General features: G+C 36.2%; 12 protein-coding genes and 1 pseudogene. 11 read left to right on the top strand and 2 right to left on the bottom strand.

Annotated features, from left to right (window positions below):
- Positions 1 to 146: 146 nt before the first annotated feature.
- The 3 genes from QFZ72_RS15800 to QFZ72_RS15790 all read left to right on the top strand — a co-directional run bounded on the left by QFZ72_RS15800 (position 147) and on the right by QFZ72_RS15790 (position 3,255).
- Positions 147 to 890: a cytochrome P460 family protein gene (locus QFZ72_RS15800; protein WP_307435001.1), complete on the top strand. Its 744-nt coding sequence runs from the start codon at positions 147 to 149 to the stop codon at positions 888 to 890.
- Positions 891 to 977: 87 nt separating this feature from the next.
- On the top strand, positions 978 to 1,667 hold the full coding sequence (locus QFZ72_RS15795; protein WP_307434999.1) for a DUF4405 domain-containing protein: 690 nt from the start codon (positions 978 to 980) through the stop codon (positions 1,665 to 1,667).
- Between the two features lie 418 nt (positions 1,668 to 2,085).
- Positions 2,086 to 3,255, top strand: a complete 1,170-nt coding sequence (locus tag QFZ72_RS15790; protein ID WP_307434996.1) for an MFS transporter — start codon at positions 2,086 to 2,088, stop codon at positions 3,253 to 3,255.
- A gap of 194 nt (positions 3,256 to 3,449) precedes the next feature.
- Here the strand turns inward: QFZ72_RS15790 and QFZ72_RS15785 are convergent.
- Positions 3,450 to 3,996 (bottom strand): annotated as a pseudogene (locus QFZ72_RS15785) (TetR/AcrR family transcriptional regulator).
- A gap of 371 nt (positions 3,997 to 4,367) precedes the next feature.
- On the opposite strand from QFZ72_RS15785, the gene QFZ72_RS15780 reads away from it, so the two are divergent.
- From QFZ72_RS15780 to QFZ72_RS15750, 7 genes are all read left to right on the top strand, one after another.
- Positions 4,368 to 5,429: an NAD(P)-dependent alcohol dehydrogenase gene (locus QFZ72_RS15780; RefSeq protein ID WP_307434993.1), complete on the top strand. Its 1,062-nt coding sequence runs from the start codon at positions 4,368 to 4,370 to the stop codon at positions 5,427 to 5,429.
- A gap of 93 nt (positions 5,430 to 5,522) precedes the next feature.
- A complete protein-coding gene (locus QFZ72_RS15775) occupies positions 5,523 to 6,230 on the top strand; it encodes an SDR family oxidoreductase (protein WP_307434991.1) in 708 nt (235 codons plus the stop codon).
- Positions 6,231 to 7,158: 928 nt separating this feature from the next.
- On the top strand, positions 7,159 to 7,515 hold the full coding sequence (locus QFZ72_RS15770; RefSeq protein ID WP_307434988.1) for a DoxX family protein: 357 nt from the start codon (positions 7,159 to 7,161) through the stop codon (positions 7,513 to 7,515).
- A 34-nt stretch (positions 7,516 to 7,549) separates the two neighbouring features.
- Positions 7,550 to 8,317 carry a pirin family protein gene (locus QFZ72_RS15765; RefSeq protein WP_307434985.1) on the top strand — a complete coding sequence of 256 codons (768 nt, stop codon included), beginning with the start codon at positions 7,550 to 7,552 and terminating at the stop codon, positions 8,315 to 8,317.
- 44 nt (positions 8,318 to 8,361) lie between these two features.
- On the top strand, positions 8,362 to 8,814 hold the full coding sequence (locus QFZ72_RS15760) for a MarR family winged helix-turn-helix transcriptional regulator (RefSeq protein ID WP_307434982.1): 453 nt from the start codon (positions 8,362 to 8,364) through the stop codon (positions 8,812 to 8,814).
- Between the two features lie 30 nt (positions 8,815 to 8,844).
- Complete coding sequence (locus QFZ72_RS15755; protein ID WP_307434979.1) at positions 8,845 to 9,396, top strand: NADPH-dependent FMN reductase; 552 nt, start codon at positions 8,845 to 8,847, stop codon at positions 9,394 to 9,396.
- Between the two features lie 256 nt (positions 9,397 to 9,652).
- On the top strand, positions 9,653 to 10,771 hold the full coding sequence (locus QFZ72_RS15750; RefSeq protein ID WP_307434977.1) for a GerAB/ArcD/ProY family transporter: 1,119 nt from the start codon (positions 9,653 to 9,655) through the stop codon (positions 10,769 to 10,771).
- A 693-nt stretch (positions 10,772 to 11,464) separates the two neighbouring features.
- Here QFZ72_RS15750 and QFZ72_RS15745 read toward each other — a convergent pair.
- Positions 11,465 to 11,965 (bottom strand): alpha/beta hydrolase, encoded by a 501-nt coding sequence (locus tag QFZ72_RS15745; RefSeq protein ID WP_307434974.1) that lies wholly within the window; start codon positions 11,963 to 11,965, stop codon positions 11,465 to 11,467.
- Between the two features lie 303 nt (positions 11,966 to 12,268).
- Here QFZ72_RS15745 and QFZ72_RS15740 point away from each other — a divergent pair, with 303 nt between their 5' ends.
- Complete coding sequence (locus QFZ72_RS15740; RefSeq protein WP_307434971.1) at positions 12,269 to 12,619, top strand: YkgJ family cysteine cluster protein; 351 nt, start codon at positions 12,269 to 12,271, stop codon at positions 12,617 to 12,619.
- The last annotated feature ends 684 nt before the right edge of the window (positions 12,620 to 13,303 follow it).

Here is a 13,303-nt window from a genome sequence, read left to right as displayed (position 1 = left end):
ATAACGAATAGAGAAGAAATCAGTATGAAAGTAATTCCCTTACCATCTAAAGACAACGATATTCAACTTGGATTAATAGTCAGGTAGAAGCCAAGTCACGATGAATTTACGAGACAATAAAACGAAACTTGGAGGAGGAAAACGGGATGAAAAAACGATTATTTCATTCATTTGCGTTGCTGCTAGCCCTCACCCTTACTGCTTGCAACAACAATGATACTGGTACAAAGGACATTTCTCAACAAGAAGAGAATTCCTCTGGGGCTAAATCTGGGGAATACGCTGAGATTGGATCTGGGGCTAACCTTGTTAAATTCCCTGAAGACCTTGAAAAGGGGATCGTGTTTGCCACTTACGATCGAGGAGATATTCATGAAGACATCTATATAAATAGTAAGGAAGCGATTGAAGCAGTACAGAACGGAGAGGAGCTTCCGAGCGGCACCGTTATTACTCTTGTAGGATATAAGGACGGAGAGCTTGATCAATATTTAGTGATGGAAAAACGTACCGGATGGGGTTCCCAATATTCGCCGGAAGAACGTAATGGGGAATGGGAATACCAAGCATTTACTCCTGATAAAAAAGTGAGAGAAGATAATATTGGTCGCTGCTTTGCCTGCCATGCCAATCAGTTAAGAGATGACTATTTGAATTCGATGGATCAGATGAAAGAGTTTGATTTAGGAGAGATTTCACAATCAAAAAACGGCAGTTCAGAAACCACAATCGCAGCTATTCCTTCTGAGCATTGGAAGATATCCGCCAATATGAAAGATGATAAGGAGGATGTTAATAAAGAAGAAATTAGTTTAATAGATGATGAGGAAAAAACGAATAAAATTCAGGAGGTACTTTTGAGGTTGTATTTACAGCAATATAAAAGCTAATGGATATGTTGCCATTAAAGGTATTTACGGGTCTACTATGGACACATCCAATCCAGCGTTAATATTTAATAGAAAGAGGTACACGCTTTGAATTTAAAGATGTTATTCAAGCTAGGAAATGACCTTGTTATGACATTTCTCATGTTGATAGCCATTGCTTACCATATTACCGGAAATACAATTCATGAAATAGTAGGAGTTGTGGTACTGATATTATTTTTCGTCCATAACTTATTAAATCGACGTTGGTATAAAGCAATTTTTAAGGGAACGCATAATTTACGGCGCATTCTACAAATAGGGATCAATATCCTTTTTCTTGTAACTATGGCTTTGATGATGATAAGCGCTGTGCTGATTTCAAGTGATTTATTTCCCAATATTCCTATAAAAAACGACATGACGCTACGGCAATTACATGTTCAAACTGCCTATTGGGGATTCATCATCATGGCAGTTCATATAGGTTTTTCCTGGGCTATAGTTGTCAATTCAGTGCGGAGGATGACGGGAATTACCGGCACTAGCCGTATTCTCACCGTAGGGTTGCGTATTTTGGCGGTGTTAATTGTTGCTTATGGGATGCATACTTCCTTTGAGAGAGAGATTGGTTCTAAGCTAATCATTTATAACCCATTTGGTAGTTGGTTCAATGATGATTCCACTATAAAATTCTTAATTGACTACCTATCTATCATGGGAATCTATGTTTGTGGGACACATTATGCTTTGAAATTTATACAGAGGCAAGAGAAAAAAGCAGTTCAAAAAAACTGAAATAACTTTAAAAGTGAAGGACATCAAATGAATTATTGAATCGGATTTTCAGAAATCAGTTCAATAAAATCCTTATTAATGGCTTCTTGGCTTTTGGTTATTCTTCTATCTATTTTCGACATTTTAGGTCACCAAACTTTCCTAAAGATGGCGATTTTACAGTGAAACTTGAAAAAATGGATTAAATGTAGTTGCTAATCATCCAAGGCTTTAATTCAATTTTTTTCAAAGGAAACTGTATTCCTTAGTCCTGAATTGATTTATGAAGGATAGAGATAAGTGAAGTTAAAAAGCAGTATTTTGCTGACTTTCATTGTGTGCTGTTCTGAGAATGAAGAAAAAGCTAGCTAGGTATGTTCTGTATGATTTACGTTCCTCTTAATAACTTCTAGACTTATCATTAAAGGAGGTATAAATATTGGCTAAAGGAAATAATTTGCTTATATATATTTTGACCCTCGGAGTTTTCGGTATCATAAATACTGAAATGGGTGTTATTGGGATCTTACCTTCTCTTGCTGACCACTATAATATCAGTGTATCTACAGCAGGGCTGCTGGTGAGTCTTTTTGCCCTTACTGTTGCAGTAGCAGGTCCAACGATGCCGTTATTGTTTTCGGGTATAAATCGGAAGAAGGTCATGTTACTCGTACTTGGTGTTTTCGTTCTGGGGAACATTGTCTCCATCTTTACATCTAACTTTACCATTGCATTACTTGCTCGTGTAGTTCCAGCCTTTTTTCATCCCATTTATTGTTCGTTGGCTTTTACAGTAGCTGCTGCCTCAGTAAGCAAAGAAGAAGCTCCAAAAGCTGTTTCTAAAGTTTTTATTGGTGTATCTGCGGGTATGGTAGTCGGTGTACCAATCGCAAGTTTTATTGCTAGTGCAACTTCTTTACAAATGGCGATGGTATTCTTTGCTGTTATTAATACTATAGCATTTATTGCTACAGTATTATTTGTACCATCGATGCCTGTTAAGGAAAAACTTTCTTACGGAGCTCAATTAAGCGTATTAAAAAAATCAATTACATGGCTTTCCATTGCGGCTGTCATTTTATTAAACTCAGCCGTATTTGGAGTTTATAGTTATCTTGCTGAATATCTGAAAACTGTTACGAATATGTCTTCAAATGCAATTAGTTTAATGTTATTCATCTACGGTGGGGCCAATATTATTGGAAACATTGTGGCAGGGAAGTTACTTACTCATAGTGCCATCAAATCTGTAATATCTTTTCCTTTTGTATTGGGGGCTGTTTACATCATATTATTCTTCACAGGACAGTTTACCGTACCTATGGCAATCATTACTTTAATTTGGGGAATATTAGCTGGTATAGGGGCGAATATTAATCAATATTGGATTATGTCTTCGGCTCCCGAAGCTCCTGATTTCGCTAATGGTTTATTTCTAACATCAGCTAACTTAGGAGTAACATTTGGTGTAGCTGCAGGCGGTTTATTTATATCAGAAATGGGTACACAATATGTCGTATTGGTGGGAATCCTATCATTGATACTAAGTTTGGTAACTATTTTTCTAAGAACCTACATGTTTACTCCTACACAACAACTTTCTAGATAAGGACTTGATTCAACATTCAATAACATTATTTTATTGATTTATACCATATAACCAAAGAGCAAAAAAAAGAAAAAAGCGGCTTTAAGTACGACTCAATGGATCAAAAAAGGCTAGGCATGAGATTTACCTAGCCTTTTAATTATCGGAGCAAATTTAATTTTCTTAATGATACTTCGAATTCCTTCTTGAAATATCTATACGAGCCTCTCTAACAAATCTCCCACTTCATCTGCCATGATACGAGGTGGATAAGGCATTCCATTCTTTAACCACCATTCCGCTATCCCTACGTAAGCATTTGCGATAAATTGCACAATCACATCTGCATTATGCCCATAATTTTTTCTTTTTGTAATGTCCAGATCTTTCTTGAACTCTTCGATATTAAACTTAAGGAACCGACTACGAAAATATGGGGCTCCTTCACTCGGCAACATCGTCGAAAAGAATAAATAATTACTCTCAAGGTATTCCATACAGTGTACAGTTGACTCTATAAAATCCATTTCAGTTGCCGACTCACAAAAATTACCCATATTGTTTATATGTTCTTCCATGACCTTATTTAATAGATCAAATTTATCCAAGTAGTGAAGATAGACGGTACTTTGGTTAACATCTGCTCTGTCAGAAATGTCCTGAATGGTAATGTCATCGAAATTTTTTTCATTCAAAAGTCCAAGCAGTGCTTTTTTTTATCGCTTCCTGAGTTTTGACAACTCTTCTATCTACTTTCGGCATTGTTTCATCACCAGACTTTCCTAAAGATTATCAACAATATCGATTACTTTGTTGGATACACAACAAATTGCGTTAAATTGGATACTAACGAAGAAAGGAACATGGATTTTAAAAAAGAAAAAATTTATCGGTATTAGGAATTAAAGGTCGTAGATAAAACGCCTTAAAAATAATCAACAATTTTTATTGATTTGTTGAGTAAACAACGAATTGCGTTCATTTAACCATTGAAGGCATCTTGTTTCTGTTTATAATTATAGACATATGTTGATTAATCAATCAAAATTGATTTATAACAGGAATCAAATATATCTAAATGATTAATTAACCAAATTTTTCAGTCTTTTTAAGAAAGGATAGTGTTATAGCATATGTGTAATAATCATAAAAACATGACAATGACTCGTGTTCTAAGTGTCCCAAGTGCAAAAGCACCATTTGAAAAGACTATTATTGAGCGTAGAGAATTACGTCCACATGACATCTTAATAGATATTAAGTTTAGCGGTATTTGCCACTCTGATATTCATAGTGCATACGGCGAATGGTCTGGAGGAATCTTCCCAATGGTCCCTGGTCACGAAATCGCCGGAGTCGTGGCAGCGGTAGGATCAGAAGTTACAAAATTTGCTGTTGGTGACCGCGTTGGTGTTGGATGCTTTGTGGACTCCTGCGGAGAATGCGAATACTGTCTCAGTGGAGAGGAGCAATTTTGTACGAAAGGCGTTATCGACACATATAATAAATTAGACTACGATGGTAATCCAACATACGGTGGATATAGCCGAAAAATAGTTGTAAAGGAAGGTTATGCTGTCCGTATTCCTGATGCTTTTAATTTGGATGTAGCGGCACCTCTATTATGTGCAGGTATCACCACGTATTCTCCATTGAAACATTGGAACGCAGGACCAGGTAAGAAGGTTGCCATTGTTGGGATGGGAGGTCTCGGACATGTAGCGATCCAATTTGCCCATGCAATGGGTGCTGAAGTAACTGTCTTGAGTCGGTCTAACAATAAGGAAAGTGAAGCCTTAAGTTTTGGAGCAGATCATTACTTTGCTACAAGTGAGCCAGCTACATTCACTGAGTTAGCTGGTCGTTTTGACCTCATCTTAAACACCGTGTCTGCAAATATTGACGTTAATGCATATTTATCCTTGCTTCGCGTAGATGGAACACTTGTAAATGTCGGTGCACCAGCCGAGCCAGATCAATACCATGTATTTTCTTTAATCATGAAACGTCGTAGCCTTGCCGGTTCACTTATTGGTGGAATTCGGGAAACACAAGAGATGCTCGACTTCGCCGCAGAACATGGCATTTCACCTAAAATTGAGGTAATTAGTGCTGCCCAAGTAGACGAAGCGTATGAGCGTGTTCTGCGTAGTGATGTGCGTTATCGATTCGTTATTGACATATCTACCTTGTAAGTCGTAAAGATGCTATCTACCACCTTGAATCGACTCTGATAAAAGATGGGTTACCCAATTTTTCGAGCAGTAGGCGAGAAATGGAGGAGTTAAATGTCACACGATAAACAAGTTGCGCTTGTAACCGGCGGGAATCGAGGAATTGGATATGAGCTGACCAAACAATTGGCTTTGAATGGTTTTAAGGTCATTTTGACAAGTCGGGATTCAGAGAATGGTCATGAAGCTGCGCAGAAACTTAAGCAGTCAGATCTGGACGTTTCCTTTGTGGTGATGGACGTAGATAACCAAGAAAGCATCCATCAAGCTGCGATTACAGTAAATGATCGGTATGGAAGATTAGACGTATTGATTAATAATGCTGGCGTGTATTTGAATGAAAATGAAAAGTTATTGAATATGGGACCTTCAATTCTAGAGGGAACGATGGCAACTAATTTCTTCGGCGCTTACCATGTGATCCGTTCCTTTATTCCCCTCATGGAAAAACAAGGCTATGGGAGAATTATTAATGTTTCCTCAGAATATGGGGCGATGAGCGAAATGTCTTATCAAGGAGTAGGAGCTTATAAGTTGTCTAAATTTGCCCTAAATGGATTGACACAATTGGTAGCTGCAGAAATCAATGGTGATATCAAAATAAACGCGGTCGATCCGGGATGGGTAAGTACAGATATGGGTGGACCATCTGCTCCAAGAACTCCCAAACAAGCAGCTGAGTCTATCCTTTGGTTAGCGACTATTGGACCTGAAGGACCTAGTGGGGGATTCTTTAGAGATGGAAAACGAATCGATTGGTAACATTCCAGTATGAACAAATGAAATGATATTTAAGTGTGGTTCGATGAAATCATCTTTTGCAATTGTTATTGTTTAAAATTAATTAAAGAAAAAAAGCCGATTTCCTTTACCTAAGTAGGATGATCGGCTTTTTCTATAACTTTGTGAAGGAATGTACTTAAACTTAACGTACCTGTTAATTTAAGTATAATTCTTTACAATATTTAAGAAACTTTACCAGTTCTTTTTAAATGTGTTGTTCCATAATCTGGCCCATTAATTGGTCTCTTAAATCCTTGTTCTCATAATTATATGCTGAATACAAAAAGCACATTGTTAACGAAAACAATGATTTTATCTACCTTGAGCCTGAGATAAAAGGCGTTGTTAAATACCGTAATCTAACCAAAAAAGGATTTTGAGAATTCCTTCATTTGAACATTGGACAGCATAAAAAAAGCCCTTCTCTTAATAGAGAGGAGCTTTTTGCTATACTTTTACTTATGGCTTATCTCGATTAAAAATAAAAAGGGGGAATTTCGAATAGAAGTTGCTAAGAATTCATATGAATATATTAAGAGCATGTTTTGATCAATCTTTTTTTCAAAACACGCTCTTTCTTTTTGTTCGTTTATCAAGGTTATTATCATTAATTTGATCAATCATTATTCCAAAGCCATAAAAGTTGGATGCGCAAAATAGCACTTAAAATCCGTGCAAATTACCTCCTAAAGTGACACCTTATACATTACACCATACTTATGTATGACAATTAGGGTGGCAAAAAAACACGCCATTTTCCAAATCAAAATACATACATCTACTTATTTTTAGAGCTCGTTATAAATAAAACGGGTTATTTTTGTTGACACAAAATATATCCTAATGTTAGGATAAAAATGTACTAATTTTAGGATAAATAATATTAGGATAAAGGGAGAGAAAATAAATGACTATTTTATCAATTATTCTTCAAGGCATATTAGGGTTAGGATTCCTAATGTTTGGGTTTATGAAATTTAGTTCAAAGCAAATGGTGGATGAATTTAAGCGTTATGGGCATCCAGCAGGTTTTAGGGTATTTACAGGTCTGGTAGAAGTGATTTCGGCGGTATTAGTGATTTCAGGTATTTGGAATGATACATTAGCTGCGTGGGGTGCTTTGTTAATTGTAGGAACAATGTTGGGAGCAATTTTTACACACATGAAAGTTAAGGATCCTGCAAACAAAATGATGATGCCGATAATTCTGTTGATTTTAGGATTGATTGTATTACTTATCAATGTTGGATCTTTGCTTGGATAAATGCCTATTCACATCACGTATAGGAGAGATGAAAATGAAAATTCAAATTATCAAACCACAGGATCAAGCGTATGGGCAGTTCGATGGCGGTAAAATAGAAGAACAAAAACCGATTGGCTTTTCTGGAGAAGGATCATTAATAAATAGGCTAGGACCACTATTTTACTGGGCTTGGGGGCATACTCATGGACCCGCAGAGATTGGACTACATCCACATCAAGGTTTTGAAATCATCACTTATGTAATCAAGGGTAAAACGTATCATCGTGATACGCTTGGTACAGAAAGTGTTGTAGGTGAAGGAGAAGCCCAACTCATGCAAACTGGCTCCGGTGTGTATCATGCAGAAGCAGTAAAAGAACCTTCGGAAGCTTTTCAAATCTGGTTTGAACCACATTTAAGCCAGGCAATAAAACGTACACCAACTTATTTACAATACAGCTCTCAGGATTTTCCCGTAATAGATAAAGAAGGTGTGACGATTAAGACAATACTAGGAAACGATTCACACATGAAAATTGTGACAGATGCGGACATGTGGGATATCCGTATTCCAAATGGAACGGTATATACTCATAGACTTTCGCAAAACCGGACATTAGCTGGTCTAGCGATTAGAGGCGATGGAGCTTTTTCATTAGAAACGAATGAACCCACTCGTTTTGCACATAAAGATTTTGTTATCGTTCAATCAAGTCAGGAGGGAGAAGTAGCAATTCAAGCTTTAGATAAAGACCTTAGAATCTTCCTAATTGAAGTTCCGACTGAAGTTGACTATCCTTTATACAGAAAACCAAGATAACTTAAATTGAATTTTTAAAATTATTGTAATAGGAGGTTCGGTGAATGTATCAAGGAGATGAACAAAGTCAGTTGGATTTGAGATTGTTTCGTGTTTGGATGAAAGCTTCCAAAGCTGTTGCTGAAAACATACTGAAAGATATTGAAAGTCATAATATTAGTAAGGAAAATTTTATGATTCTTGAATTGCTTTACAGTAAAGGTCCGCATCCTGTCCAAAAGATCAGTGAGGCGTTCTCTATTCCAAGTGGAAGTATCACCTATGTCGTAGATAAGTTAGAAAAGAAAGGGCTTGTAGAAAGACAAGCAAACCCTAAGGATAGAAGGGCTTCTAATGTCGTCCTAACGGAAGAAGGAAGAGCACTTTTTGACGAGATTTTCCCAAAACACGTTGCAACAATCTCAGAAAATGTTTCATTCATTACTAACGAAGAGAAAGAGCAGCTAATTCATTTATTAAAGAAAATAGGAATAGGTGCACAGAATTTGGAAATATAAATTTAAAAAGCTATACAGGAGGAAGAAACAATGACAAATGAGAAATTAAATATTGGAATTATTTTAGGTAGTACAAGGCAAGGGCGAGTTAGCCCGCAAGTGGGAGAATGGGTTAAAGGAATTGCTGACAAACGTGGAGATGCAAACTATGAAATCGTAGATATTGCTGATTATCAATTACCTTTTTTAGGAACAACTGATGGGACTGAACCAGGAATTGCAGCTTGGAACGAAAAACTTAACAGCTTGGATGGATTCGTATTTATCGTTCAGGAATATAATCACAGTATAACAGGAGCCTTAAAAAATGCACTTGATTTCGCTCGTGAAGCCTGGAATAACAAAGCAGCAGGTATCGTTAGTTATGGTTCAACTGGTGGTGCTCGTGCAGCTGAACATTTACGAGGAATCTTGGGTGAATTAATGATTGCAGATGTCCGTGTACATCCTACATTGTCCTTATTTACCGACTTTGAAAACTATACTATATTTAAACCAGCTGACTTGCACCTTAATAATGTAAATGAAATGCTTGACCAAGTTGTTGCTTGGAGCGGTGCATTAAAAACCTTAAGAAAATAATCAAATATCATATTGAACTGTAATTCGAATATCAGATACTACCTAAAAGTAGTGTTTGATATTCGTTTTTTTATTTACATTGTCAGTTTACTCGATAAAAAGATTGAATGATTGTACTTAAACTACTGCTAGAAAGGAACTAGAGACAAATAACTCAAAAAGAGTTTTAGGGAAGACTGTTTCTAAAAGACTAGAGTTTATTCTAACAAAACAAAGTCAACAATAAGGATTATAAACATTGATGGGAAGTTGGACTATGGTAAATAATTTTAAAATTAGTACAAGGCAATTTGCAATATTTGTTATTTTATTTTCTATAGGTACGACCATCTTATTGGTTCCTGGAAGTCTGGCTAAAGAAGTAAAACAAGATGCTTGGATCGCAGCTTTAGTCAGTACTGGCGTAGGTTTATTATTGGTGGTTTTATACAATGCCGTAGGCAGGATGTTCCCGACGATGACAATCGTCGAAATGAATGAAATACTTCTTGGCAGATGGATAGGTAGGGCGGTTTCTCTTACTTTTGTTTTCTTTTCACTTTTGTCCGCGGCAGAACTATTGCTTTATGTGGGAACTTTCATGACTACACAGATCATGCCGGATACGCCAATCGAAGCTATCCATGTTATTTTCTCATGCATTTTAATTATGGGAATTCGTCTTGGTCTTGAAACGTTGGCACGTTCTGCAGAAATTTTATTTCCTGTCTTTGTTTTTTTATTCATAATTCTAGTGGTTACAGTCTTATTACCTCCTGTACAATGGAATTTTGAAAACATACAACCCGTATTGGAAACAGGAATAAACCCGATGATCCGTGCTGTTTTTCTTTTTACAAGTTTTTTTTCTTTACCTTTGATTGTTTTATTAATGATTTTTCCTGTTTCAGTGAATCAACCAAAAGCAGCTGAAAAAACCTTTTTTATCGGAATACTAATCGGCGGATTCTGTTTATGCATCATTATCTTTTTAACTATTATCGTTTTGGGCGCGGATAACTCAGCAAGGCAGATGTATCCGAGTTATGCTTTGGCCAGGAAGATAAACGTAGGGGATTTTTTGCAACGGATAGAAGCCATAATGGCCTGCATGTGGTTTATCACGATTTATTTTAAAATGACGTTTTATTTTTACGCGTCCGTTATCGGTCTTGCACAAACGTTGAAATTAAACAATTATCGCCCACTTACTATACCTTTAGGGATGATCGTCGTTTCACTTTCCTTAATTGTACATCCCAATGTGATCCACCAAGCAACATATGATAAAGAAATATGGCCACTATATGCCACAACATACGGACTTGTTCTTCCTTTACTCTTATTAGCAGTCAATGCTTTAAGGAAAAAAATACATCAAAATAAAAAAAAATAATGTTTTTTATAATTATTTTTCACCGTGATAAGAACCTCCATTTAGATCATCTACTCATGAACCCTTGTTAGCCATATATTTAAACAATATAAGTTGGTATATAGGTGAGGATGAACTGATCATGCTAACAAAAGAAATACGCTTATTGCGAATCCAACATCTCATGTTGATGAACTAATTTCAACATTAAATAAAGAATATAGATATACATATATGTAAGGGTCAACACGGATTTAGTGATCCATACACACCTAAATACAATGTAGAATCAGCACAAAGTACATTTAGAGATACATTAAACTAAAACTAGCTGATTTTTATTTCACAATCGGGCGCTTATCTGTAATAAGGTAAGTGCCCTTTTTACTGGAATAAAAGATTGAGTTAATCACCTAATTTTGAAATAATTGGTATTAAGCAATCGGGCGGTTTAGTTGAAGAGTGGTTTCAAGACTTCTGCTCAACAATCGGGCCAGTTTAACTGAGTAAGCGGATACTGAAGTTCTTCTACATAAGGGCCATTATATTAAATAAGAATTAGTTTCTGTACAAATTTAAATTCAAATGTTATTCAGCTTCATATCTGAAGCAAAATAAAGCCGTTTTCCTAAAATGACTAGGAAAACGGCTTTATTCTTAATGATACCAAGCTTCTGTTTTATAAAAACATGTTGGATGCTACTTTCTTATTTCTTAAAGATTCTTGCCAAAGAAATCTGTTAACTTAGGTACAGATTGACCTATATATTCTGGGATATCATACATAGCAACATGCGTTGCTCCCTCAACCCAGAACAATTCCTTTGGTCCATTCGACAATTCGTAGAATTGTTCGCTGTAAACGCGTGTGTCAGCCTCGGTTCCTACAATCAATAACATCGGTTGAGTCAGGTAGGTTCTGATTTGGTCTGTTGCTGAGAATGCCATGAGTTTGTCAACGCTTGTAAATAGGAATCGATTTGGAGAATTAGGGTGCTGTGCTCTAGGCGTTCTATAGTAGTCATAAGCTTCACGCATAAGCACAGGTGTATTTTCATCAATTTCTTCAAGCGTATCAGGTGCATAAGTAAGGAAATGCGCTTCTGTTCCATTTGCTTCTGCAGTACGCTGCTTCGCAACCGCCTCAAGTGTTTGCAATTGTGTTTCAATGCTACCTTCTCCTCGGAACATAGCACCGATATCCACTGCACTCACAGTCGCTACTGCTTTGATGCGGCGTTCAGTTGGAGCTGCTGAACTACCGAAGAAGAAAATCTCTTATTAGGCAGATTAAGACTCAAAACTTAAATAAATTCTTTCTCTTTGGAATTTCACGAATTTTTGTTATAATATAATAAGAATAACATTTTCACCGTACCATATGGTCTGAGCTTGGGTTTATTTTCCATATAAAATAAAAGCTCATGGCCCTCTATACAATTATATTTTTAAAGCCTCGCGTTTTTGCGAGGCTTTTTTATTCGTTTCATATTCAATAAATTATTGAGAGGTGTACATATGGAGACATTACCTTGTCAAGGTTGTAAAGGTTTGTGTTGTGGCCCTGTTCCTATTAGTGAAAGAGAAGTTAAGAAAATAAAAAAGAAAATAAAATCAATGCCTATAAAATTACGATCAGAGCTTGAGAATCAAAAAAGATATTATGGAACATGTATTTTCTATGATTTAAATAAAGATAGATGCGGTATACATTCTGTTAGACCAGATATTTGTCGAAAGTTTGGGTATTACAAAGAACTAGTTTGTTTTCGAAAGCCAGAGTTAGCAACAAAAAGCATAAATCAACTTGGTAAAGAAAAACAGGCTGGAATATTAACACTCGATTTAACTTGGGATGACTTTAGATAACAAAGAATCACTCTTCGTTTAGAAGAAAAATTATTTGAATCCTATTAATTGAAATACACTCTTCAATTAAACTCCCTCTATAAAGAAAGGAATAACTCTGGATTATTAGCTTTTTCTTAAGATTTCATCATGTTTTATTTTAATTAGACATCAAAGTTATGGATGTAAGTTGAAAGTAAGGATATTTTTGGTGTGTTAGAGAAAAAAAGTTCTTAACTGCCTAACCACTCCTATCCAAAAAGTGGTTAGGTAGTAAAAGTATGGTTGCACTGGTGGATGTCCACATGTCTCATGGAGGTCAACCCTCCCATGTCTCACAGAGTCTTAGCTCCAAAATTCCCTCGTCAACCTTTCCATGAGGTGGATGTCAGTGATGCTGCCCGACACGATCAATGTCCGCACTTTAATTGTTTTACTGACTAATCCGTGCTGCAAATGTCTAAATAATAAACCATATAAAACTTAATAAATAACAAACTAAATGAACCCTAAGCTGCTTTCAGTAAAGGAGTCATATGGCCCGATTGTTGAAAGCGCCCGATTCTTGAATAAAAACAACAACTTAAATTAGAGGTAAGACCTACCGAAACCTTACCCTTCAACAATCGCCATCCGTTTGCAAAAAAAGGAAATGGGTGACGTTAAAAGGTAAATAAGATACCTTTTGGCCACTATTTGATAGGA

Origin of the sequence: Bacillus sp. V2I10 (assembly GCF_030817055.1) — a bacterium.
In the GTDB taxonomy this organism is placed as follows: Bacteria; Bacillota; Bacilli; order Bacillales; family Bacillaceae; genus Bacillus_P.
Note: the sequence above shows the minus strand (reverse complement) of the source record. Positions and strands in the feature narration are given on the sequence as shown.